Raw genomic sequence first — 24,238 nt, 5'->3', positions numbered from 1 at the left:
ATCCTCTCCGACGTATCGCCGTCTCTCGGGATACGTGACCTCATCGGGATACGGTGGTGAGCTTTTCGTCCCGTTGTGCCGTGCGCCGGGTCGGCCGCGCCGTTGCTTCGAGAGCACGGCCGGCCCCGGCCGTCGGCCGTCGACGCACGGTCAACCGAGGAGTCGGGAGGCCACCGCGTCAGGTTCGGACAGGCACCGCCACGCGGGAACCCGTACCGTGCGCAGGCCCGAGACCCTGGCGAACAGGGCGGCCCTGTCGAGGGTCCTCTGGAGGGCTCGGCCAGGGGCGTGGGAAGCGCTGCCGCCGAGACCGGCACCGTCGACGATCACCGCCGTCTCCTGAGCGGTACCGGTGACCAGCAGATCGCAGACATAGCCCTGCACGCGGTGGCGGGCCCTCACCTGAGCCCCCCGGCCGGTGAGAGCGTCGAACAGTCGGCTCTCGGCCTCGCCGAAGCCCGGTCCGGTTCCTGGCACGGGCTCGGCCGCGAGATCGGCGAGCAGTCCCCCTTGCTCGGACCAGTACTTCCGGTCGCCGACGACGTAGAGCCGTGACCGGGCCCGGGTCACCGCGACGTTCCACAGGTTCTGCTGCCGCAGTGCCCATCGGCCGCTACTGCTGTGCACCCCTGTGGCCGCGGCCGGGGAGACGACGACCACGTCCCGCTCACCGCCCTGGAAGCGGTGCGCCGTGCCCACCCTGATGCGTTCGAGGGCACGTGGGCCGAGGGCGCGCTCGATCCGCTGTACCTGAGCGGCGAAAGGCGACACCACGCCGATGCTCGCCCGCTCGGGCAGTGTCCGCCAGAGTTCGCGCAGAAGGTCGACCACCGCCTCCGCCTCCCGCTGGTTGAGGCAGGAACGGCCTCCGGGGCGTTCGCAGTCGCCACGCACGTCGACCCACTGGACGGCCGGTTCGTGCGGGGCGGCCAGAGCCGCCGTATCGGTGCGCACGGCCAACCGTTCACCGTAGAAACGCCGGTTCACGGAGGTGACGATGTCGGGATGGCACCGGTAGTGCTCGTCCAGCCAGAGCACCTCGCCACCCCCGGCGACCAGCGCGCAGGCGGCAGCGTGATAGGCGGAGGAGCCGGTGTGGGTCAGGGAGCGTTCCTCGGTCTCGGCGGGGTCCAGCCCGTGGGCGGCCTGGATCCCGTGATCGTCCCGTGGTGTCAGAGTGCTGACCGGCTGGAGTTGGTGCGGGTCACCGATCACCAGGGCCCGTCGCGCCCGGTAGAGCAGCGGGATCAGGTCCGCCACGGTGCACTGGCTGGCCTCGTCGACCACCACCAGGTCGAACAGGGCGGGCTCGGGAGGAAACACCCCGCGGACCGACCTGGACGTGGTGGCCCAGGCCCGGACCACGCGCACCAGCGCCTTGGTCCCCTTCCACCCGTTCTCCCCCGAGGCCAGGTTGCGGAGCCGGTCCTCGACGGTGGTCCTGCCGAGGGCCAGGGACTCGGCGGACCGGCCCAGCAGGAACTCCCCGCTCACCTCGCGCCGCTGTTCACGCAGTGCGCGTACACGCTCGGAGACCTCCTCCGGGGACGGCCGCCCGCCTCCGCTCTCGAGCAGGTCCCTCCACTCGCACTCGATGGCCAGGAACGCCAGCACCTCGGAGAGTTCCCTGTCGGTTCCGGTGATCCCGAGGGTCCGGCGCGTCCGCCAGCGGTGCCACCAGCCGAGCCAGCGGGACTCCAGCGCCGTTTCCACTCTGCGGGTCCAGTCGCGCACCTGCCGCGTGCCCCCGAAGGCGTCCGGGGTGACGCCGCGGGGAAGGCGCGGGGCCTGCCGGTTGCGGGCACCCGCCAGCGATGCCAGGCGCCTCTCGGTCTCCTCGGCGGCGGACAGGTCGTCGTGGGCCGCTTCCAGCCCTCGCTGGCAGCCGACGAGGTGTGCGTACGCGGTGGCGGTGTCGACGGGCTCCCACTCCGCGGCGAGCAGGGCGTTGAGGATCTCCGGTTCCTTTGCCCGCCTCTCCTGGTTGCCGGTACGCACCATCAGATCGGCTTGGGAGCCGAGCCGGTTGACGCGGGCGACCACCTCGTCCACGGCGGTGTTGTTGGTGGAGGCGACCAGGACGGACTGTCCGGCGGCGACGGCGGTGGTGACCACCGAGGTGATGAGTTCGCTCTTGCCCGTGCCGGGAGCACCGGTGGCGACTGTGAGCGCCCTGCTCATCGCCGAGGCCAGGATCTCCTCCTGAGCGCTGTTGCTCCGGCCGGTCACCACGGGCAGGACGGCCCCGGGCCCACGGAGGGCGTGGCGGGGATCGGACAGCGAGGCGAGCGCTGTACGGGGTATGGCGTCAAGCCGGATCCCCTTTCCGCCCCCGCCGTGATCGAGGTCCGCGACAAGCTGTTTGACCGCTGCTCCGGCGGGATCGGCACGGTAGAGGACGGCGGCGTTCTGGGCACCCCGACGCGCGCCGTACCGCACGTCGACGGAGTCGCGCAGTTCACCGGCCACGAGGTCGTCCACCCGCCGCAGACCGAGGCGGGAGCACACGAGGCGTGCTTTGTCGGCCAGACCGGCGACGCCGCTCCCCCGCCAGTCGGCCTCGAACCAGGAGACCAGCTCCTCGACGTCGCTCTCGTCGAGGTCGGCGGCGGAGACCAGCAGCTCCCGGTTGAGTTCGGGTTCACCGACGGGGACGAGGAAACGCCCGTCGGGCCCCTCCGCCATCTCCACGTCCATCACGATCAACGGGGCGAGTTTGGCCTTCCCGCGCCCCTTCCCCGCGGAGGGGGACGGGTCGAAGAGCACCGCCGGATAGCCGTAGCGCAGGGGAGCGCCCTCCTTGGCGGCTTCCCTGGCAAGGCCCTCGGCCCGGCCGGCGAGCCGCCACCGGTCCTCGGCTCCGCTGAGCAGGGGCTCGGAGCCCGTCTCGCAGACCGTCACATCACGGCCGTTGGCGTCGGGGAGCTGCTGGAGAACGCTCTGCCTCGTCAGGCACTCGCGCTGGTAGTCCAGAAAGGCGTCCCAGCGCCATCCCGGGGACTCGCCTGCGCTCGACCCGGCGGGAGGCGTTGCGGGCCCTGTCCGCCGGCCCCCGGCGTCGCGCCCTCCCGCCGTCTCGACGGGCCCGCCCGGACCGGACCGGCGGTCGGGCCCCGCTTCCCCGGGCAGGGCGGTCGCCGTGGCCGCCCCGGTGTGCCGGGCGAGTGCCAGCGACCCTCGCACTCCGAGGGTGGACACGGTGACGCGCTGACCTTCCACGTGGTCCACCTCGCGGTGAACGTACTGGTAGAGATCGACCGCGTCGATCCAGCCGTCGCCGTTGGCGTCGGGAGCGGCGCCGGAGAGCCCCCGTACGACCGAAGCGCTGAAGGGTGAGGGGCGCACCCCGTGGGTGTTGTCCCCCTCCCTGGCCTTCTCCAAAGCGCCGGAAGCGGCGATGACGTAGGTGCCCGCTCCGTCGCTGAGTTGGCGTTCGAGGTCGAGGGGGTCGTCCTCGGCGGAACGGGTCGCGAATCCGTCGGCGAAGGCGCCCCCGTGGCAGCAGTCCAGCAGGAGCACCTTGCTGCGCGTCCTGGAGTCCTCCAGCATACGTTTGAGGACTTCAGCCGAGATCGCCGTGCTCTCCAGGCGTCGGCGCCGGGTGTCGCGGAAGGCCAGGTGCAGTCTGCCCCGCTTGTCCTTGAGCCCGTGTCCGGAGAAGGAGACCAGCACGAGGTCGCCGGGGCTTCCCTCGGCCAGGGTCGCCTCCAGCGTCTCCATGGCCTCGGTGCGCGTGGGGTCGACGAGCGCCTCGACGCGGTCGTAGTGGCCGTTGTCCCGCAGGGCCCGGTCGAGCTCCCTGACGTCGGCCCGGGGCGAGTACAGATCGTCGAACTCTTCGTAGCGGTTGACGCCGATGAGGATGGCCGTACGCATCAGGTGTCGGCTTCCTCGGGGCCTCCGGCGACGGAACCGGGACCGGGGCGCAGGGCCCGGACGTAGGTCTCCACGTCCTCGGGCGCCACCGTCCCCTGCACGGTGACCCTGGCTCCCTCGACCTCGACCGTCACCGACCTCTGGCCGCTCTGCTCGATCCAGGCACCGATGAGGGTGACGGCATGGGCGAGCACGGGTTTGAGCAGGGCACCGGTCACCAGGACGGCGCCGGCGACGGTGGCCGGATCGACCGAACGCGTACCGGCCGCGGGCTCCCCCTCGACGGTGCGCACCTCATCGACGTCCAAGTCCTCCAGGAGGAGGACCAGGTCCCGGGTGTGCTGTTGGGCCTCCTCCTCTGTGACGTCGTCCCGGAAATCGATACCGGCCACCAGACCACCCGAAAGACGCACTCGCCCGCGCTCCCTCTCCTGCCGCTCGGCGGCCGCTCCGCCACGGCCCTTCGACACCGCACCACGGAGGTTCTACCAACCGGGGACCGGGTCCCGCCGGGGAATCGGGCCCTCTGGCCGCTTCCGGCCACGTCGGGGGACAAAAGTCCCCAGAGCGACGAACAGGACGAGACGTCGGCTCCCCGGGAACGCGGTGGCCTCTGCCTGCCGGAACGGAGGAAGTCCGCCACGGCGAGGAGCGGGAGCAGACCGTGCAGGCACACCGTCGCGGCCCAGGCCATGGCTCCGTCCGAGGGGGACAGGGGCCGGTGCGGCAGGATGACCGCCAGGTAGACCACTGCGGACACCAGCGGGGCGGTACAGGTCGCGTCACGCGGGGCCTCCCACCCCGCCGACCGTCCGCGCAGCACCAGCGCCGCCTGGCCGAGACCGCACAGCAGGGCCGGCTGGACGGTGGAGTACAGCAGGAAGAAGTTCGGGTCGACTCGTTGGAGCACCTGCGCACACACCGGCCGCGGCCACGGACACGGCCGTGATCCGGAGGGCTCGCGAGGCGGTGCCGGGGGTGTCCTCGGGCATGGCCTCTCCACGGATGGTGTTCCGGCGTCGGCGGGGGATCCGCCCGCACCGGGCCGGGCGCTGCGTCCGGCATCCTCCCGTCTTCCCAGTGATCCGTCGCGGTGCACCCTTGTGGTCGGTACCGGCCGCCGCCTGCCCCTGGTCCACCGCGGCGCGGACACCGGGAGAGAACCGCCCCGGGGCGCCCCTCTCGCGTTCGTCGACGGTGCGTGCGAGTTCGCCGGGCACGATCACACCTGGTACAGGGGCCTGCCATTGCCACTCCGCTGGGGGGAACGGGGTCAGAGGTGCACGAAGCGGGTGGGCTCCTCCAGCAGGGCGCGGGCCCCGTCCACGTCGGCCAGGCGGGCGGAAAGGGTCCGTTCGGCCAGGTGGCGGGGCAGGGCCGCGTCGAACTTGAGCCCGTCCAGGGCGCGCACCGCCACCCCGGGCAGGGTGACGCGCTCGCGCGCCGCGTCCCTGGCCGCGGTCCACGCGGTCGGGTCCAGGTCGGCGTTGAGCCGCAGGCAGGAGTCGTCGGGCTGCTGCTTGGGGTCAGCGGCCCGGCCCAGGGTGGCGGCGAGGGTGAGGTTGGCACGCGCCCCGGCCCACGTCCACCAGCACAGGTCGCCGCCCCGGCCGCGCACGATGACCGACCCGCCGGGGTGGACCAGCTCCATGTGCTCGTCCCGGGCGGCGGCCAGGGCGCGGACCGCCCGCCGGGTGAGCCGCACCTTCGGGTCGGCACCCAGCAGCACCTCGCGTACGGCGCGGGTGAGAGGGAAGGCCGAGCCCAGGCGGCCGCCCGACTCCCACTTGGCCTTGCCTCCCCCGCCTTCGACGGGTTCGACGAAGCACCGCTGTCTGCGCCAGTCCACCCAGGTGACGGCCCAGGTGCGCCCGGCCAGCAGCAGACGGCGCGGGCCGCTCTCCTTGTCGTCGGCCGACAGCAGCGCCGGGTCGACGCGGCCGATCTCGGTGCGCCCGTCCAGGGCGGTGAACTGGGGCGGTGCGGTGAAGACGCTGGTGAGGCCCATGAAGTGGCGGCGGCCGAAGCGCTTCTCGGCTTCGGGGCCGATCATCATCAGGTCGCCGTCCAGGTCGATGAACCCCTCCCTGATCAGGTGGGCGGCGATGGGCTCGCCCTGGCGGAAGGGGGCCAGGCCGCCCCACCACTCGGGCCACAGCTCCCGGGCCACCTCGGGTTCCTGCAGGCACAGGGCGAGCAGTTGCTGGGCGACGATGTGCCGGGGTTCGGGGGTGGGCACCACCGGTTCCACCCAGTGGCGGCCCCACAGGTGCAGGAGCGCGGCGGCGTCCAGCAGCCCGCCCCGGTCCACGGCCAGGAACAGGCAGTTGCGGGTGCCGCCCGCGCGCCGTCCGGTGCGGCCGATGCGCTGGAGGAAGGAGGCGACGGTTGAGGGCGCGTCGATCTGGATGACGCGGTCCAGGTCGCCGACGTCGATGCCCAGTTCCAGGGTGCTGGTGGCGACGATGACGCAGTCGCGTGCCTCGGCGAAGGCGGCCTCGGCGCGGCGCCGCTCGTCCAGGGCCAGGGAGGCGTGGGACAGGAAGGCGGTCACTCCCAGTTCCCGCAGAGCGTGGCCGAGTTCCTCCACGTACTTGCGCGAGTCGCAGAACACCAGGCGCTTCTCACCCCGGTGCAGGGAGGCGATGACCTTGGCGGCGTTGTCCAGGGAGCCGACGTAGTCGAGTTCGACCTCGCCTGGAGGGGGGTCGGCCGGGGCGCGGCCCGGCCGGGGCAGGTGGACGCCGGGGGAGACGACCCTGCCGGTGCGCTGTCCCGCCCCCGAGCCCTGGAGCCAGGTGAGCAGGTCGCCGGGGTTGCCGACGGTGGCGGACAGGCCCACCCGCTGGATGGGGCGGCCCGCCACACGGGAGAGCCGCTCCAGGACGGCGAGCAGGTGCCAGCCCCGGTCGTCCCCGGCGAAGGCGTGCACCTCGTCCACGACGATCGCGTGCAGGCCCTTGAAGAGGGCCCGGTGGTCGACCTTGGTGCTCACCAGCATGGATTCGAGGGACTCGGGGGTGGTGAGCACGATGTCGGGGCGCTCGCGCAGGATGCGCTGCCGTCCGGCGGAGGTGGTGTCGCCGTGCCAGAGCTCGGCGGTACGGCCCATCCACGCGGCGTAGGACTGCACGCGGGGCAGCAGGTTGTTGAGCAGGGCCTTGATGGGGCACACGTACAGCAGTGACAGTCCGTCCCCGGTGCGCGCGGACATGGCGGTGAGCAGCGGGAAGAGTGCGGCCTCGGTCTTGCCTCCGGCGGTGGGGGCGAGCAGGACGGCGTCGTCGCCGTCGATGAGCGGCCTGAGCGCCTCGCGCTGCAGGGGGCGCAGTCCGGGCCAGCCGAGGGTGTTGACGACGTGGTGGGCCAGGGTGGGGTGGAGCAGGTCGAGGCTGTCGGGGCCCCCGCCCGGCGGCCCGTCCCCTGTCCCGGTCACAGGTCGAGCTCCACCTCGTCGGCGCTGTCGGCGCGCTGGACGCGGGCGCCGCGTTCGACCTCGGTGAGTTCCCGGCTCTCCACGGTGAGGCCGTAGTGGAGCCGGGGGTCGAAGCCGGGGTTCTGGTCGACGCGGTCCATGACGTCCACGAGCTTGCGCAGGAACAGGCGGGGGGCGATCCCCACCCTGCCGCCCAGCTCCCCGGCGACGGCCTCGGCGAAGCCCAGCAGGTAGCCGTCGTCGACGCGGTCGCGCACCCGCTGGGGCGCGTCGGCGCCGTCGGCGTACAGCTCCCGCACGGCCACGCCCAGTTCGTGCAGCTTGTCCAGGTCGAAGCCGGAGAGGCGGATCTGGGCGGCGTAGAGGTTGTCGTGGGCGGGGTCGGGCAGGAAGTCAGTGGCCAGGCGCTGGGCGAGGGGTGCCAGGCGCTGCACCCCCTGGGGGCCGTCGAAGAAGGCGGGGGTGCCGGTGATGACCAGGTACAGCCCGGGGAACTGGCGGTTGGCGATCTCGTCCAGGAGCTGGCGCAGGGCGTTGAGCCCCTTCTCCCGGGTGTCGGTGCGGGCGCGCTGGAGGGTCTCCAGCTCGTCCAGGACCACGACCAGCCCGGGGTGGCCGCAGTCGCGCAGCAGCACGAGCAGCCCCTTGAGCGCGGCCAGCGCGCCGAAGTGGTCGAGGTCGCCCTTGATTCCGGCGTAGCGCTTGGCGGCGGCGGCGACGTTGGGCTGCCCGCCGAGCCAGGCGATGAGCGCCTCGGCGGTGGCGGGCTCGCCCTCGGCCTGGGCGCGGTGGTAGCCGCGCAGGGCGGCGGCGAACCCGGGGTTGGCGGCGGCGACCTCGCTCAGACGGCGCTCCAGCAGCGCGGTGACAGCGGCGTTGAGCGCCTCCTCGTCGCTCTCGTCGGCCTCACCGGAGGCCAGGACGTCCTCCTCCAGGGAGTAGAACCAGTTGTCGACGATCTCGCGCAGGGCACTGGGCGGCTGGGTGGCGGTGGTCAGGCGTTCGGTCAGACGCCGGTAGACGGTCTCCAGCCGGTGCAGCGGGGTCTCGGTCTCCGAGATCTGGATCTCGGTGACGGCGAAGTTGGCGCGTTTGGCGCGCTCGCCCAGCCACCGGACGAAGAAGGTCTTGCCGGACCCGTACTCGCCGCGCACGGCCTTGAAGTCGGCACCGCCCGCGGTGACGCCGCCCAGGGCTTTGTCCAGGGCGCTCTCGTAGCGGGCCAGTCCGACGGCGAACAGATCGAGGCCGCCGTGGGGCACGGTGCCGCGGCGCAGGGCACCCACGACCTCGGCGCGGCGGGCGGCGCTGACGGTGTGCACGGTCAGCTCCCTTCGGGAAACTGCTGCTGGAGCAGTGCGGTGTTGAGTTCGACGCTGCGGTCGCCGTCGGTGAGGGTCAGGACGGGGTAGGCCTCCACGTTGAGGACCTTGCCGGCCATCTTGAGGAACCGGACGGCGCGCGGGTGGCTCTCGGGGCCGCCCGCCGCGCGCGAGGCCGCGCCGACGGGCAGGCGCGGGTGGGTGCCGCCCGCGGCGGCCAGGGCGTCGATGAGCGCGGCGAACCGCTCCGGTTCGGGGGCCCTGGGGGTGCGGCTCCGGCTGGCCGCGAAGGCGGAGGTGGCGGTCACCCTGACGCCGAGGGTGCGGGGGGCGACGGCCTCCTCGCCGAACAGGGCGGGCGTGTGCTCCGGTTCGGGCCGTTTGCGGCCGGGGCGGGGACTGGGGGCGGCGGTGGCCGCGGCCGGTGCGCCCGCCGGGGCCGCCGCGGCTTCCTGGCCGGCGGGGGCGGCGCCCTCCAGCGGCTGGGACCACCAGACGGGTTCGGTCTGTGCGGGGTCCAGGCGCTGCCAGCCCTGGGGCACCGTGTCCGCACCGTCGCCGCCGCGCCGCCCGGTGTTGAGCGCGGGCACGAACACCAGGACGGGGATGACCATCTCGGCGGCGGAGAAGCCGCCGTGGTAGCCCTCCTTGCGGTCGGTGTAGCGGATGTCCTCGCGGTAGGGCACGACGAGGCGGCCGTCTCCGGCCAGGACCCGGTCGCCGGTGGCGAGGACCTCGCCGTCCTCGGGTGTGCCGGTGCGGTGGCGGGCGGACTCCCCCGCGCGGGTCTTGGCGGCCTCGCCCCGGTCCCACACGTGCCCGTGGTCGGAGGTGAGCACGACGGGCCGTCCGGCGCGGGCGGCGGCGTCGAGCAGGGAGCCGAGCCTGCCGACCTGCCGGACGGTCCAGGTGGACTCGTCGCCCTCCCTGCCGCGCGCGAGCGCGTCGTCGATGGTGTTGAGCACGACGGCGACCACGGTGCCGGGCTTGGTTCCGGTGTCGGTGTCGGCGTCGGTGTCGTCGATGTCGCGCTGGACGGTGTCGGGCAGGTGGAGTCCGGCCCCGGTCTCCAGGGCGCGCTGGTGGTACAGGACGGCCCTGCGGCGGCCGAAGGAGGGGGTGTTCCACAGCTCGGCGAAGCCGGAGCGCTCCCTGTCCTGCTTGCCCTCCTGGAGTCTTCCGGTGAGCAGTGAGGCGCGGGAGCAGGTGGTGACGGAGGGGACGGTGGCCAGAGCACCCTCGCGTTCGGGTGCGTGGGCACCGTCGCGGCGGCGGACGATCTCCACCAGGCGCCCTCCGGCACTGATGTCCTCGGCGAGCTGGACGGCCACCTCGGCGCTCATGCCGTCCAGGACGACGACGAGCGGCGGCTGGTGGGCAACCAGGGGGCGGGCGACGCGGCCCAGGAGGTTCTCGACGCGCAGTTGCGGGTCGGTGGGGGCGTGCCCGCTGTTCCACCGGTTGACGGCGGCGGCGAAGCCGGCGTCGACTCGGGCCCGCCAGTCGCGGACCCGGTGGTAGAGGTCGGACAGGGCCTGGGTGAAGGCGGGCACGTCGCTGCGGTGGTGCCAGAGGGCGGAGGCCGCGCGGTCCACCCACCCCGTCTGGTGGATGTGGGCCTGGATCCAGCCGTGGGCGGTGGCGGGGGTGTCCTCGCCCAGCGGCCGCTGGGCCGTGCCCAGAGCGAGGCGGCGCAGCAGCCGTACGGCGTCGGTGGCGGCCAGTGCCTGGGCCTGCTTGTCGCGGGCACCGTGGCGGCGGTGCTCGCGCAGCCGGACCAGTGCAGCCTCCACCTCGGGCAGGTCCTGGGGCTGGGGCGGACTGTCGGGGCCCGGCCCCAGGGCGAGGCCGATCTGGCGGCCCAGGTCGGCCAGGCGGGCGTGCAGTCCGGCGTCCAGGAGGCGGCTGGCCTGGGCGACGGGCGCGGCGTCGAGCTGGGAGAGGAGTTCCTCGGTGCGGCGAATGGTCTGTTCGGCGTGGTCGTCCTCGCCGCCGTCGAGGAGGCGCACGAGGGCGGCGGTGCAGGCGTTGCCGAAGTCGGCCAGGTCGCCGGGTCCGGGCTGCTGTGCGCCGAAGTAGCGCTCCTGGGCGCGGATGAGGGCGTACCGCGCGGCGCGGGCGGCCTCGGGGGCGTCGCGGTCGGCGGCCTCGGCGAGTTCGGCCAGGGCCAGGCCGACGGGGACGGCGTCCAGGGCGTGGCCGCGGTCCAGGAGGGTGAACAGCACCCGGGGGACGGCGCCCAGGTCGCGTTCCAGGGCGGCGCGCAGCTCGTCGCGCTCCACCTCGGGCAGGCGGGTGAAGGCGGCCACGGAGGCGGGGTCGCGGGTCCACTCCAGGAGGGCGGCGCTGTCGACGCGTTCGCCGGGCCGCCTGCCGAAGCGCACGGACACGGCGATGGACAGCGCCTGTTCGAGCCGCAGGACGCCGGTGTCGATCCGCAGGGGGTGAGTGGCCCGGATGCCGCGCAGGGTGTCGGCGAGCCAGCTCCACTGGCCGCGGTGCAGGCGGGGGTCGATGCCGGTGGCCTTGAGTTCGCCGCGCAGCAGTTCCCAGTCGTCCAGGCGCATGACCTCCTCGCCCAGGAAGCGGCCCAGCAGCGCCTCGCCGAAGTCGGCCGAGTCCAGGGGGGTGAGGACGACCAGGTGGTCGACGCCCTCGGCGCGGCGGGCCAGGGCGTGCACGGCGGCCAGGACGCTGTCGGCGCCCACCACCCGCACGGTGCGCTCCTGGGTGTCGCCTCCGGTGTCGACGTGCAGGGTGAGGGGGTCGGGGCCATCCCAGTGCGGGTCCGCGGACAGGGCGAGGGCGGTGGCCGCCGAGCGCGGGTGGCCCCGATCCACCCGGCTGGCCTCGGCGTCCAGGGCGCGTTCCAGGGCGCCGCGGACGGCCTCGGCGTTGACCCGCCCGAGCGCGGCGCGGCGGGGGGCGCCGGCGCGGCTGCTCACTGGGCCTCCTGGACGGTGATCCTGATGCTCCGGTCGGCGGGGATGCCGAGCCTGGCGCGCAGTTCGGCGACGGCGGCGGCGGGGTCGTCGCCGGGGGCGAGGACCGCCCAGGTCCGTACACCGTCGCCCGTGGGGACCGTCCGGCCTCCGTCGCCGTCGCGGGTGCTCTCGGGGTGGCCGGTCCCACCCTCCTGGCCCCCGGTCCGTGCGGGCGGGGTGGGCGGGGTGGGTGGAACGACCGCGTTCTCGCGGACGATGCGGTTGGTGAGCGCGCTGGCCTCGCTGTTGACCCTGCTGAGGGCGGTGGCCAGGCCGATGGCGCTCTCGTTGTGCCGTCCGGCCTCCTGGAGCCGGTCCAGGATGGCCCCGGCCTCGGCGGCGTGCGGCCCCTCCCCCCGGGCGATGGCGGGGAGGCCCTCCAGCACGTCCCACCGGGCGGCGGAGACGGCCTGGGCGGTGTTGGCGGCCCCGGCGATGGCGGCCTTGTACACCGCATCGAGTTCGGGCAGGTCGGCTTCGCCGAGCGCCCCGACCACCGCGGTGTCGTCGGTCAGGGAGGCGAGGCGACCCAGGAGGGCGTCGGCGGCGCGGGCGGTGCGCAGGCGCGGCGCCTCCTCGTCCAGGCCGAGCAGGTCGGCGCGGGCGGTGAGTTCGCGCAGCAGGTGCTCGCCGCCCGAGCGCAGGCGGTGGGCCTGGTCCTTGAGCTGTTCGGCCAGGCGCTGCACGGACCGGGCGCTCAGCGGCGGCTGGGCGGGAAGCCCGAAGACGCGCTGGGCGCGCTGGTCGGCGGCACGGAAGACCTCCTCGGAGGGCAGCTCCTGGCGGCGCAGCACGATGTCGTCGGAGAGGCGGCCGATCTCGGCGCCGGTGTAGCGCTTGCCCGCCCGGATCCAGGCCCGGTCGCTCTGGACGGCGTAGACCAGCACGAGCAGGTCGACGACGTCCTCGGGCAGGCCCTGGCCGTCGGGGCGGGCGCGGATCCACCGCTTGAGGTCGCCGACCCGGAGGTCGGTGCCGGTGGGCCGGTTGACCCTGATGAAGCGGTCGATGTCGTTGTGCCAGTCCTGGCGCAGGACGAAGACCTCGGTGACGTCGGCGACGCGCAGCGGCACGGCGACGCGCCGCAGCACGGGCAGGTCGGTCTTGGGCGGCTCGTAGCGGCTGAGCCGGTCGCTCTTGGCCTCCTCCACGGCCTGGAGCACGGCACTGAGGTCCTTGCGCTGCACCGCGCTCTTCCTGGTGTGACTGGCCAGGTCGGGGTGCTCGGGGTAGAGGTGGTCCAGGAGCCTGACCGCGACCCGCTCCAGTGCGGCGGGGAACGGGCTGCCCGCCTCCAGGGGGACGGCCAGCCCCTGGGGCAGCGGTTCGATGTGCGGGTCGGCGGGCGCGCCGTAGTCGGTGCTGTCCCGGTCGACCTCGGCCAGGCCGTAGGCGCCGCGCAGCAGGCCGCCGATCTGCGCGGTGAGCTGGTTGCGCTGGTTGTCGAGCTGGGCGCGGGCCTCGCGGCGGTCGTCGCTGCTCCAGTCGGGGGCCTTCTCCTCGATGACGTCCGGCTCCAGGAGGTACTCCATCATGAGGATCCGGCGGGCGGCCTTGAGCCGCTCCGGGGACAGGAAGGTGGGCAGCCACACCAGTGCGGGGACCGCCTCGCCGAACTCCTCGCGCAGGGTCTGGACGCGGTGGCGGTCGTCGGCGGGGTTGTGGTCGCCGTCGTCGAAGGGGTAGTCGATCACCACGCGGACGGCGTTGGCGGCGACCGGGCGGAACTCCTCCCGGGGCAGGTCGTCAGTGGAGCGCACGTTGCCGAAGGCCAGTTCCACGGTGCGCTGGGTGCCGCGCCACACGATGCTCGTGCGCTCGGCACCCGCCTCCAGGCCGAACTGGCCCCACAGCAGGCGCTGGAAGAGGCGGCGCAGGGCCTGGTCGTTGGCGGCCGGGTAGGCGTGGCGCATGAGGGACTCGGTGTCCACGCGCAGCAGGTTGAGGGAGACGGTGGGGTTGGTGGTCTGGGCGCCGACGCGCACCTCGCCGCACTCGGCCTGCAGGTCCTGGAAGAACTTGGTGGCCCTGGCGACGTCGCCGCCCCGGTGGCGGGCCTTGACGATGCCCTGGTTGAGCGCCATCGCCCGGCCCACGGTGAGGTCCTTCAGCGCGGGCACGTTGGGGGTGAGGGCGCTGAGCAGGAGGGTCTTGACGAGCAGGTCGTCGCTGCGGAACGGGGAGCGCACCCCGAGCCCGGCGGCCTCGGCATCGGTGGTCTTGTGCCGTTCCAGCAGCCAGGGGCGGACCTTGTCGCGGTAGAAGGTGCTGATCTTGGCGTACTCGCCGCTGAGGTGGTCCTTGAAGGGGCGGCTCTCCCCCTCGATGAGCACGTCGAAGACCGCGCCGAGCGGCACCATCTGCCCGACGGGCAGGGTGGTGCGGTGGTTGACGAGCAGTTGCAGGAGGAGTTTGAGGGCGCTGCGCTGCCGTTGCAGGGCGTAGGACAGGTCCACCATGACGTGCAGCAGGGCGGGGCTGAACGGGTAGAGCTTGCGGAAGTCCTCCCAGGTGCTGGTGTCGGCGCCGCCCTGGCTGTCGAGGAGGGTGTCGACGGCCTCGGGTCCGGTGTTGCGCAGCCGCTCGAAGGCGGTGTCGATCTCGGTGGCGGCGTCGGCGTCGCGGGGGCGGATGAGGCGGTGGCGGACCACCTCGGTGAGGTTGGCGTCGGCGAGCTTGACGTGCCCGAACCGGCCGTCCCAGTAGCTGATGGTCTGGGAGATGCCCTCGGTTCCGCCGCCGAGGCCGACCAGGTCGCGCAGGTCGCGCTGGCGCGGCACGAAGCTGATGACGGGCGCGGGCCGGTGGCTGTGGGAGGACTCGACGAGCTTGGCGATCTTCTGCACCTCGCCGCTGATGCGCGCCTCGTCGCCGATGAAGGCGGTGAAGCGCAGGATCAGCTCGTCCAGGAGCAGCACGACGGCGTCGCAGCCCAGGTGCTCCTTGGCGTGGCGGCTGATGGCGGACAGTCCCTCGTCGATGCCCAGGTAGGCACTGGCGGAGTCCCCCACGGTGTCGGCGAAGCGCTTGAACGGGCCGCCGATCAGGGCGCTGACGAGTTCCTCGCGCAGGGCGCGCTCGGCGGGGTCCCGGGTGTCGGAGGGGACGGCGAAGGCCCGGTCGAGGGTCTCGGGTGTCCAGGCGGAGGGTCCGGCGAAGGAGCCCCACACGCTGGTCCCGCCGCTGTCGGAGCCGTCGCCGCGGGCGGGCAGTTGGGCGATGAACGCCTCGTCGCCCTGGTGGGCGCGCTGGCCGCGGGCGTCCTCCAGGATGCCGTCGGCGCGGAAGACGGCCGGGAGCGGCTTGTCGGGGTACTCCTGGCGGACCTGGCGCAGGTATCCGCCGAGGATGTTGGCCTCCAGGGAGACCTCGGGGTCGATGAGGTGGGCCTTGACCTCGATGAACCTCTTGCCGGACAGCCACGCGTCGTGCTTGGCGAGCAGGTCGGCCAGGCCGTTCTTGGCGCGGGCGGCGGGGTGGTGGTCCAGGATCGCGGAGAGCACGGCGAGGAAGTGGCTCTTACCGGCGCCGAAGGATCCGTGCAGGTAGGCGGCCTGGGACTTGCCGTCGGTGACCGAGGTTCGGATGGTCTCCAGCGCCTGGTCGAAGCAGTCGGCCAACTGGTCGGTGACGACGTACTGGTCGATGGCCTGGGCCTGGCGCGTGGAGGTGCTCTCGGTGAGTTTGACGACCAGGTCGCCGTCCTGGACCGATTCGGGGATGTCGATCAGGTCGCTGATCGCCCGACCGTTGCCGCCCGGACCGGGGGGAGGAGTCGTCATCGCCGCCGTGTGCCTTCCTGCCTGCTGTGGTGTGCGAGGGCCTCCCTGCGGGCCTCGGGAACGCGGGGGTCGCGGTGCGTGCCTCGGGGCCGTCGACGGGTGGTCCGCTGTGGCCGGTACGACGCGCCGAGCGAGAGCGCGTACGGCTTCCCAGCCTAAACCTGACCCGAGACGATCACACCCCGCACGGGTGACGCATGTGGGCATCCGCGGGGGCATTGTGTCCCGGTATGGGACGTATGAGCCCTACCCATGGGCGACCCATGGGGTGTCCGTGTGTGGAGGTGGCCGGTTCCGGCCACGGACGGCCGCGGAGGGGTGCCGATCAGACCGGGGAGAGGGCGGGGACCGGCCGCCGAAGGTCCGGTCCCCGCCGCTGCCGCCCGGCCGCTACTTCCTCTTCGGACCCCGGGTGGACGCCCGGCCGCTACTTCCTCTTCGGACCCCGGGTGGACGCCGGGGGCCGCCAGGCCGCCATGTCCGACTCGGTGATGCCGGTGGTGTCGCGCAGTTCGGTGAGGTCCGCCCTGAGGTGGTCGGCGGGGGTGTCCCCGTAGTCGTCGGCCTCGGTGTGCCACTGCTCCACCCACGGCTGGAGTTCGCGCATCCCGGCCAGGAGCGGCACCATCCTGTCGCGGGTGTCCTCCCCGGTGCCCCACCCGAGGTCGTTGAGGCGTTCGTGGGCGAGGGTGCCCAGGGCGTCGGCCTGCTGGGCGTGGTCCCAGCCCGCCCAGCCGAGCAGGAGCGTGGGGTCGCCGTCGGTCTCCGCGCCCGGGTAGGAGACGAAGCGCTCCTTGGGCACGTCGAGCTTGCCCCGGTTGGACCAGTACCCGGGCTTGCGAAAGTCGGTCGACTTGTACTTGGGCGGGACGGGGATGTCGAGGCGGTGCTCCTTCTCCCCCTCCGCCAGGTCGGCGTTGAGCCGGTCCTCCTCACGCTGGAGGTCCCAGACCTGCTCCCAGATCTCGCGCTTGCGCATACCCGTCTCCTTGTAGCGCAGGGCGGCGAGGTAGGGCACGTGCTCGGTCCCGACGATCTCGGCGACGACGTCGGAGAAGTCCTTGCCGGAGTCGTAGAGCGCCGCGACCTCGGCGGTCTCGGGGAACAGGTCGCGGACCCGGTTGGCCAGGGTACGGAGGGAGATCGGGCGGGTGCGCTCGTCGCCGTAGTCGTCGGTGGTGAACCACAGGCGGCGGTCCTCGCATTTGTCGAGGAGCCAGGACTTGAGCGCGGCCTTCTGCTTCTTCTCCCAGGGTTCGGACTGCCAGCGGCGCTTGTGCTCGGGCCGTTCGAGGAGGTTGATGTTCTTGTCGGACTCGATGAGTTCGATCCGCTTGGCGACGACCTTCTTGTAGGCGTCCGGCCAGTGCGAGGGGATCTCCGTGACGGGTGTGGAGCGGTGGCGGTTGAACCACTCGGTAGAGGCTTCACCCGCCGCCATCTTGCGCGCGAGCACGATCTCGAAGGCCCGCTCCCCCAGGTTGATCTCGGGGACGTCGGAAGTGTCGGAGAGTGTCAGTTCAGCGAGTTGGTCGTCGGAGATGAGCCCGTAGCGGTGGTAGACGTCCCAATCGAGTTCCTCCTGGAGAGCGATCATCCGCCGACGAGTGGCGACGTGGTCGGTGTGTGCTTCCTTGAGGCGTTCGGCGGTCGGGGTCGTCGACTCCACGACGGCGGAAGGTTCAAGTGAGGAGAGCTTTTGAGCGAGGGCGTCGAGCTCCTTCGAACGGGCCAGAGGAAGCTTCCGAGGAAGCGGGAAGTCCTTGAGCTTGGTCCCGGTGAACTCGTAGAACCTCTCCCACTCCTGGGACTTAAAACCTTCATTGACCCCCTGGGATCCCTTGTTGTGACTCACCTGCTTGAGCCAGAAGCACGCCGCCGAAGAGTTCAGCACCCCCAGCAACTCCAGGTGCTGCTCCTCCGTAGCCCCCTCTGGAAGCTTAATCACCGGCGCCGAACGGTTGAAGACCTTCCCCCCACGGTCCAGCACGAAGTGGTTGTGCGTCGCCACAAAGGGCATCCCGATACCAAGATCAACACGGAACCTCTCAGAATGCCATCTACTCCATTCATACCAGGTCAATCCAACTTCTTCATGGCTACCACCAAGCTCCTGACGGGACCTCAGACCTTGCCTGAAACTCCATAGGATACGAGAAATCGAAAGATCTTCAAGTGACGCCGTCAAATCTGAACCATAGGGGAAGATTGCTTCGGTTCGATAACCAATTGCCCAATCACGAACCACATCACCTTCAACAAGAGGCTTAACCCCCTTATTTTCAACAGAGAATCTCTTCCATGTTCCCTGCGGAGCAAAATATGAATCATCACTTCCAGTATGCGCACTCCTACCAACAAGAGAGGTTACATCGCCAAATTTTCGACTCCCAAGAAGAGTCGAGAACAACTCACTAGCTCCACCACCAGAAAGGCTCCAAGGATGGTCCTTCAATGAGCCCCAAGGAAGGTCAACCGAACTGATCCACTCAGACTCGCTACCCGGATGTTCGACCTGCTCAACAAGCGCATTCCAAACAAGGCCCTCGGAGGCGACTGAAGGTTGACTTGGCTCACCGCGCACCCCCAGAAGCACACGCACCTTCGCCTTGTGACTGTTAGGTGCGTTCCGGCCCACAAGGATAACCGTCGGCGTTCCATGCCCTGGGATGTATGCACCAGAAGCGTCAATAACGTGACTGAGTTTCACCTCATTCCTGAAGAAACTCTCGATGAGTTTCTTGCCAAACTCACGCTTCATAAAAGAGTTGGCAGTGATCTGGCCAACGAACCCAGGACCCATTTCCCTTGCCCCCGCACGCCTAGCAAGATTGAAGAATCTCTCCGCGAACGGAACAGAAAGAGCGTAGGACCCTGAACATGAAGGATAGATCTCCTTGTATTTCTCCTTTTCCTTCTTATCCTTCACGGTAATGTATGGAGGGTTTCCAATCACTGCATGGTAGCTTCGGGCCCCTAGCAGGTCATGATCTTCCGCGAATTTGCAGAAGTCCTCGGTCGAGTATCGGTGAGTTTCACCCATTCCAGGGATGTGATCCTTGGCACCAGGAACGTCACGACCATGGATCAGGGAGTCACCCGTTGCCACAACGATCGGCCACTCGGGGTTACTCGCACTTAGGGTGGTGATGCCACCTTCCTTCATCGCGGCGATGAGGAGACGAAATCGGGCAATCGCCACAGCGTACGGGTTCTTGTCGACACCATGCACGCTACGCAGGCTGCGGTTGATCAACTCCCAGTCAGAAGCTCCAGGCTCGGCCTCGCGCCACTTACCGAGTAGACGATGGAAAGCACCCAGCAGGAAGTGCCCTGACCCACAGGTCGGGTCGATCAGCCGGAATCCCTTGTTGTCTTCCTGGTAGATACGGTTCCCGTCAAGGCCGAACTCCTCGATCGCGGGGTCCAGGGTGTAGTCGAGGATGAACTCCTCAACGAAATCCGGGGTCTGGAGGAGGGCGTACTTCTTCCGGGTCGCTTCAGACAGGTTCTGGTAGAGGTCACCGAGGAACCGCGTGTTCCAGTCGGGATCGGTGAAGTCGTGGATGAGGTGGCCGTCCTCCCCCACCGCACGCCAGAACTCGATGAGTTGCTTGGCTGCCTGGTGGGACGGCATGATCGTCCACATCGGGTTGTGCTTCTTGTCGAAGAGCCCCGCCATGACCGAAGAGACGCTCATCTGCTCAAAGGCGTGCTTCAACCATTCCGTGTCGGTCCGCTCAGGAGCATCGGGGTCCTCACGTCGCCCCTGGAGAACCCAGGCTTCCTTCAGTTCTTGGGCCACGCCGTAGCGGTCGCGCTCGTCCTTCGGGCCGGCAACGAAGGGCTGTTCGAGGAGGCCGTTGTCCTCGCAGAAGCGGAGAAACACCGTGGACAGCACCCACGCCACCGCGGCCTGGGTGATCTGCTCCTCCCGCCACTCCCCTTCAGCAACGGCGGTCCGCTCGGCGTCCCGCGCCTTCTGGTACTCCCGCTTGAGGTAGCCGTCGAAGCTCTCCGGATCGCCGTTGGGTCCAGTGCCCTTGATCGCGGTCGGATCCTGACCGCGTTCGCGCAGGTCGTCTTCCAACAACCGGACCTGCTTTTGAAGATCCTTGAGCAGCTTCTCCTGATCGACCACAGGGGCTCCAAGCACTCTGAGAGGGGACGGGGTACGCCCCCATTCTCATACCTGAAGCCCCCGCTCGCACCCGGAATCTCCATCCCACCCCGGGTGTACGTATCCGTCTCTCAACGGTGACCGTGGTGGTGACGGCCCCCGGAACAGATCGTCACCACCACTCCCCCGTTGATCAGCGAGAGACCAGGTCCGGGGCCAGGACCCATTCCAGGGTCGCGGCGTCGGGGACCTCGGCCAGGCCGGTGGAGGAGGCCACCCAGTACGAACCGGTGCGCTCCCCGTACCAGATGACCAGGTGGCGGTTGCGGGCCTGAAGGTCGGCGGCCCAGGCGTGTTCGCGTCGGTACTCGTCGCGGTGCCCGCCCCGCAGGGGCAGGCGCTGGGCGCGGCGCCGCCGGCAGGAGGGGTGCGTGCAGGCCGGGCAGAACGGGCCGACGAGAGGGGGGCGGCGGGGCAGCGGCGGCGGGGTCCGGTACAACCGGTCGCTGGCGGGCCGAGGTGCGGGGATAGGATGCGTCATCGATCCTGCTTTCTGAACATGTGAGAGTGTGCGGATTTTCTGGATCGGGGGCCCGGGAGGCGTTGGCGCGCTCTCCTGGGCCCGTTTCACGTCGTGGGCGTGATGCGCTGCGTCTTCTACGCGGCGGTGTTCCAGGGGTTGTCGGTCAGGTCGTAGGCGAGGAAGAACCAGACCTGGCGGTAGTCGCTCTGGCCGTTGTCGCCCCACGCGCTGGCCAGGGCGTCGAGGAGGGCCAGGCCGCGCCCGGACTCGGCGTGCGGGTCCAGCCCGCCGGGGTCGGGGGCCAGGTAGGAGCGCCGGCCGAGGGAGAGGCTACGGTGGTGTTTGTCGCCCTGGTCGCGGCAGGTCAGGTGCAGTCCGTCGCGGCTGCGAGTGCAGGAGAGGGTGTAGGTGCCCAGCCGCTCACCCGACCGCGAGTGTGTGAGGGCGTTGGCGGCCAGTTCGGAGCCGAGCAGGGTGAACAGGTAGCGGTAGTCGGCGTCCCGCTCGGCAGCGCAGGTGTCGAGGAAGGCCCGGACCAGCGGCAGGTGGCGGGGCGAGCCGATGAAGTCGTAGCGGCGGGTGCGGGGGGGGGGGGGGGAGCCGATGAAGTCGTAGCGGCGGGTGCGGTAGTGGGCGCGGTCGGTGCGGCCGGTGAAGTAGTGGCGGCAGCGCGGCGGCACCAGCGCGCCGAGGGGGACGGTCACCTCGGGCAGCGCGGCCAGCGGTGTGGTTGCGGACATGCGGACGAACTCCTTCGCGTGTGCTGGGGGAACGTGGTGGTCGAGCGTGCCCGCAGGGGTTGACCTTCGAGATTCCCAGGCAGCGGGAAGGGGCACGGCGTAGCCTGCTCCGGAGACTCTCAGTGAGACCCCGATCACTGACTACGCACCCATAGTGCACTCGACATTGTCGAGAGTCAAGCCGATTGAGAAATTATCGACTTATGCGGCTACACTGCATCCATGCGCATCCCTTACAGCCCCACCCTCCGTCTCCGCCGACTGACTGCCGAACTCAAGCAGGGTCGCGAACGGTCCAACCTCACGGTTGCCCAAGCTGGAAAAGCCCTCGGCTGGACCGCGTCCAAGATCAGCAAGATCGAGACCACGGAGACCCGCAGGATCACACCGGGCGACCTCGACAAGATGCTGGACCTGTACAAGATCAACGATCACGCCAAGCGCGAGGCTCTGCACGCGCTGGCCAAGGACGCCAAGCAGCGGGGCTGGTGGTCGAAGTACCGTGAGGTCTTCGGTGATGAAGCGCTGCCCGACTTCGAGGCCGAGGCTTCAGTGATCCGCTGCTTCGAGGGGTTGGTGATTCCCGGGCTCCTCCAGACACCCGCGTACGCGGAGGCCCTGTTTCAAGGCGGGCGCTATACCGGAACCGAAGAGGTAGCCAAACGGGTGGACGCTCGCATGAACCGCCGAGAGATCCTGTCGCGGTTCAACCCCGTTCACCTGCGCGTGGTCATGGACGAGGCCGCTCTTCAGCGGATAATCGGAACCCGAGCGATCATGGCCGAACAGTTGCGGCACCTGCTGTACATGGCAAAGCTGCCCAACATCGATGTCCAGGTGCTCCCGTTCACAGCCGGTTCCCATGCCGCGTTGGTAGCTCCGTTCAGCATCCTGGACTTCCCCGAACACCTGGCACCGTCGATCGTCCACGTGGACACAGTGACCGATTCAGTATTCTTCGAGCAGCCCAAGGATGTCGCACGCTACAGCGCCACATTCGGCGACATCCAGGGGACAGCGTTGAGCACCACACAAAGCGCACGGTTCATCACCGATGTGCTCACATCCCTAGAGAGCGACTGATGAGCAACGAGCTGGTTTTCCGCAAGAGCAGCTATAGCGGGCAGGCCCCGAACTGCGTCGAGGTCGCCGAACTTCCCTGCGGCGCTGCCGTCCGGGACTCCAAGAACCCCTCCCGGGGCCACCTGCCCTTCCCCGCCGCCGAGTGGTCGGCCTTCCTCGACAGCGCCAGGCACACCCTCTGACCTCCCACCTCCACCCCTCCCCCACACGATCGCGTGGTGCGACGGCCGCCCGGCGCGGCGGCCACCGCACCACCTGCACCTTCCGCAACGGCTTCCGGGAAGACGAGGACGAGACCCGTGGCTTCCACCACTCAGGTACGCACCTACACCGTCCGTGAGGGCCTGCTCGACGAGTGTGTCCAACGCTGGAAGGAGGAGATCGTCCCCCTGCGCCTGGAGTTCGGTTTCTCCCCCGGCGGCGCCTGGATCGACCGCGAGCGCCACCACTTCATCTGGGAGATCTCCTACGACGGGCCCGAGACCTTCGCCGAGCGCAACCGTCGGTACTGGGACTCCCCCAAGCGCGAGGCGATGGACCTGGACCCGAAGGACTACCTGGTCTCCACCGACGTCCGCGAGGTCACCCGCGTCTACTGACTGTGAGGATGTGTAGTGGCTTCTCCGGCAGGTCTGACCCACCCTCCCGACACCACCTCGCCCAAGCCGCTTGACATCTATAGGAGCATCCGGATCCCTCGTCCCCGCCGACGGCGAGCAGGTGCGCGCGGCGCTCTTCGGCCGTCAGGGTGCGGAAGGTGCGCCGCCGCCCTGCCCGGGTCAACTCCTCCAGGGGCGTGTCGGCGTCCCAGACGCGCAGGGTACCGTCCACCGAACCCGAGGCGACCAGCCGCGAGCCCCCGGTCCAGGTGATGCTCAGCGCACGGTCGCGGTGCACCCCCACGGTCAACGGCTCACCCTCACTCCACACGTCCCACACCCGTACGGTGTGGTCGTGGGAGGCTGTGGCCAGCCGGGTGCCGTCGGGTGACCAGTCCACACCGCCGAGCGCGCGGTAGTCGGCCTCGGTGGCGGTGCCGCTCTCTCCTGCGCGGATGTGCAGTTCCTGGAGGAGGTAGGCGAGTAGCGGCAGGGCGTCGCCGCTGCCGGTGTCGGCGGCGATGTGCTCGACCAGGCCGTCCTCGAATCCGAATCCGGCCGCCTGCGCGGGGCGTTCGATGATCTCCACCAGGTCGCCGCGGCTGAGCGCGCCCAAGGCGAGGGGGTTGGTGAACAGTTCGGCGGCCGGGCCGCTCAGCAGGTCGCCGAGGAACTCCACGCGCAGCGTGGCCACGACCCGCAGGTGGCGGTCGCCGTTCAGGGCATCGCGCAGCGCACCGAGGAAGAGGGCGCGATCGCGCTCCCCGCTGAGGGTGACCAGTTCCTCCAGTTGGTCGACGACCAGGACGGTGCGGCGCCCTGATCCGCTCTCGTGGCGGAGTGTGCGCAGCAGGGTGAGGAGTTCGGCGCTGTCGAGCCGGATGCGGCGGGCGTAGGCGTCGGCCTGTGCCTGGTCGGTGGCCAGGGCTCTGGCGAGTGCTCCGACGGGGTCCGCGCCGGGCACCATGACGGGTCGGACGTTCCAGCGCTGGCTCCGCAGCCGGGGCAGGATCCCGGCCTAGACGAGGGAGGACTTGCCGCTGCCCGAGGCACCGATGACGGTGAGGAAGCGTTCGTGGGATCCGGTGCCGACGCTGTTGAGGCGGCGCACGGCCTCGCTGGTCTGAGAAGCGCGGCCAAAGAAGACGGCTGCCTCGTCCTCGTGGAAGGCGGCCAGACCGGGATAGGGCGAGCGCCCCGGTTCCCAAGCGAACCGGGGCGGGGCCGGGTGCTCCAGGCGGTAGGCGGCGAAGTGGCCGACGAGCAGCGCGACGAGGATGAGCAGCAGCCCGGGGACGGCAGCCTGTTCGAGCACCCGCAGAGGCAGGGGTTGCTCGTCGCCGTTGGTGGCGAAGTTGGTGACCACTCCCAGCAGGCCGGTGGCCAGCACGAGGAGCAGTTGCAGGATCAGGGCGAGTCGCTGGCGTCGCCGCACGTGGTCTCCGAGGGGTCGCGTGTTCCCAGGGGTTGTGGGGCACCTGTGCCCCCGGTGAGACTACGGCCGCGCTCTGTGCGGGGTAAAGGCGTTGGCCTGTTCCGGACATCCCCGATCGCCTGTCACGTAGGGGTTTCCGAGTAGGCCGCAGACCGTTGGGAGTGTTCCTGGGGTGTCACCGCTCCGAGAGCTGCCCGGCTCAGTCAGCCGTTCCCCGTGATCGGCGTCGCGCTCGAATAGCCGTGCTCCACAGGGCTCAGCCACGGTTCCGTGTCGGTTCCGACCCATCGCCCGATATGTGGCCTATCCGACAAGATAAGTCACTTTTTCGAACACCT

The 24,238-nt window shown here is 70.5% G+C and carries 13 protein-coding genes and 1 pseudogene; 3 read left to right on the top strand and 11 right to left on the bottom strand.

The features are described 5' to 3' along the window. Positions 1-150: 150 nt before the first annotated feature. The 9 genes from B042_RS0110390 to B042_RS0110350 form a co-directional block, all read right to left on the bottom strand. Positions 151-3,876, bottom strand: a complete 3,726-nt coding sequence (locus tag B042_RS0110390) for an AAA domain-containing protein (RefSeq protein WP_231493913.1) — start codon at positions 3,874-3,876, stop codon at positions 151-153. Continuing rightward, positions 3,876-4,268 carry a hypothetical protein gene (locus B042_RS22725; protein ID WP_051415609.1) on the bottom strand — a complete coding sequence of 131 codons (393 nt, stop codon included), beginning with the start codon at positions 4,266-4,268 and terminating at the stop codon, positions 3,876-3,878. Before B042_RS22725 ends, B042_RS0110390 begins: the two co-directional genes overlap by 1 nt. 881 nt (positions 4,269-5,149) lie before the next feature. Beyond that, positions 5,150-7,312, bottom strand: a complete 2,163-nt coding sequence (locus B042_RS0110380) for a DEAD/DEAH box helicase (RefSeq protein ID WP_028648236.1) — start codon at positions 7,310-7,312, stop codon at positions 5,150-5,152. Then, complete coding sequence (gene brxD, locus B042_RS0110375) at positions 7,309-8,634, bottom strand: BREX system ATP-binding protein BrxD (protein WP_028648235.1); 1,326 nt, start codon at positions 8,632-8,634, stop codon at positions 7,309-7,311. Before brxD ends, B042_RS0110380 begins: the two co-directional genes overlap by 4 nt. 2 nt (positions 8,635-8,636) lie before the next feature. Further along, entirely contained in the window at positions 8,637-11,579 is a 2,943-nt protein-coding gene (pglZ, locus tag B042_RS0110370) for a BREX-2 system phosphatase PglZ (protein WP_028648234.1), read from the bottom strand. Continuing rightward, positions 11,576-15,400 carry a hypothetical protein gene (locus B042_RS0110365; protein WP_028648233.1) on the bottom strand — a complete coding sequence of 1,275 codons (3,825 nt, stop codon included), beginning with the start codon at positions 15,398-15,400 and terminating at the stop codon, positions 11,576-11,578. Before B042_RS0110365 ends, pglZ begins: the two co-directional genes overlap by 4 nt. Positions 15,401-15,827: 427 nt before the next feature. Further along, on the bottom strand, positions 15,828-19,541 hold the full coding sequence (gene pglX, locus B042_RS0110360; RefSeq protein WP_231493909.1) for a BREX-2 system adenine-specific DNA-methyltransferase PglX: 3,714 nt from the start codon (positions 19,539-19,541) through the stop codon (positions 15,828-15,830). Between the two features lie 172 nt (positions 19,542-19,713). Then, positions 19,714-20,061, bottom strand: coding sequence for a hypothetical protein (locus B042_RS0110355; protein WP_028648231.1), 348 nt, complete (start codon positions 20,059-20,061; stop codon positions 19,714-19,716). Positions 20,062-20,177: 116 nt separating this feature from the next. Continuing rightward, positions 20,178-20,783, bottom strand: a complete 606-nt coding sequence (locus tag B042_RS0110350; protein WP_028648230.1) for an ATP-binding protein — start codon at positions 20,781-20,783, stop codon at positions 20,178-20,180. Positions 20,784-21,005: 222 nt separating this feature from the next. Here B042_RS0110350 and B042_RS0110345 point away from each other — a divergent pair, with 222 nt between their 5' ends. The 3 genes from B042_RS0110345 to B042_RS0110335 all read left to right on the top strand — a co-directional run bounded on the left by B042_RS0110345 (position 21,006) and on the right by B042_RS0110335 (position 22,465). Next, positions 21,006-21,866 carry a helix-turn-helix transcriptional regulator gene (locus B042_RS0110345; RefSeq protein WP_028648229.1) on the top strand — a complete coding sequence of 287 codons (861 nt, stop codon included), beginning with the start codon at positions 21,006-21,008 and terminating at the stop codon, positions 21,864-21,866. Then, positions 21,866-22,048: a DUF397 domain-containing protein gene (locus B042_RS0110340; protein WP_028648228.1), complete on the top strand. Its 183-nt coding sequence runs from the start codon at positions 21,866-21,868 to the stop codon at positions 22,046-22,048. The genes B042_RS0110345 and B042_RS0110340 overlap by 1 nt, the downstream gene beginning before the upstream one ends. Before the next feature lie 117 nt (positions 22,049-22,165). Then, complete coding sequence (locus B042_RS0110335) at positions 22,166-22,465, top strand: NIPSNAP family protein (protein ID WP_028648227.1); 300 nt, start codon at positions 22,166-22,168, stop codon at positions 22,463-22,465. Here B042_RS0110335 and B042_RS27055 read toward each other — a convergent pair. Continuing rightward, positions 22,449-22,805: a hypothetical protein gene (locus B042_RS27055; protein WP_369797691.1), complete on the bottom strand. Its 357-nt coding sequence runs from the start codon at positions 22,803-22,805 to the stop codon at positions 22,449-22,451. The genes B042_RS0110335 and B042_RS27055 overlap by 17 nt on opposite strands. Then, positions 22,806-23,780 (bottom strand): annotated as a pseudogene (locus tag B042_RS27050) (AAA family ATPase); the annotation flags it as partial. It lies immediately after the preceding gene. Positions 23,781-24,238: the final 458 nt, after the last annotated feature.

This window comes from Nocardiopsis sp. CNT312, assembly GCF_000515115.1.
Lineage (GTDB): Bacteria > Actinomycetota > Actinomycetes > Streptosporangiales > Streptosporangiaceae > Nocardiopsis.
Note: the sequence above shows the minus strand (reverse complement) of the source record. Positions and strands in the feature narration are given on the sequence as shown.

Bases quoted from the DNA above. Each gene is read 5' to 3' on its own strand.
- B042_RS0110390 (WP_231493913.1), bottom strand. From the start codon at position 3,876: ATGCGTACGGCCATCCTCATCGGCGTCAACCGCTACGAAGAGTTCGAC.
- B042_RS0110365 (WP_028648233.1), bottom strand. From the start codon at position 15,400: ATGACGACTCCTCCCCCCGGTCCGGGCGGCAACGGTCGGGCGATCAGC.
- B042_RS0110355 (WP_028648231.1), bottom strand. From the start codon at position 20,061: ATGACGCATCCTATCCCCGCACCTCGGCCCGCCAGCGACCGGTTGTAC.
- B042_RS0110350 (WP_028648230.1), bottom strand. From the start codon at position 20,783: ATGTCCGCAACCACACCGCTGGCCGCGCTGCCCGAGGTGACCGTCCCC.
- B042_RS0110345 (WP_028648229.1), top strand. From the start codon at position 21,006: ATGCGCATCCCTTACAGCCCCACCCTCCGTCTCCGCCGACTGACTGCC.
- B042_RS0110340 (WP_028648228.1), top strand. From the start codon at position 21,866: ATGAGCAACGAGCTGGTTTTCCGCAAGAGCAGCTATAGCGGGCAGGCC.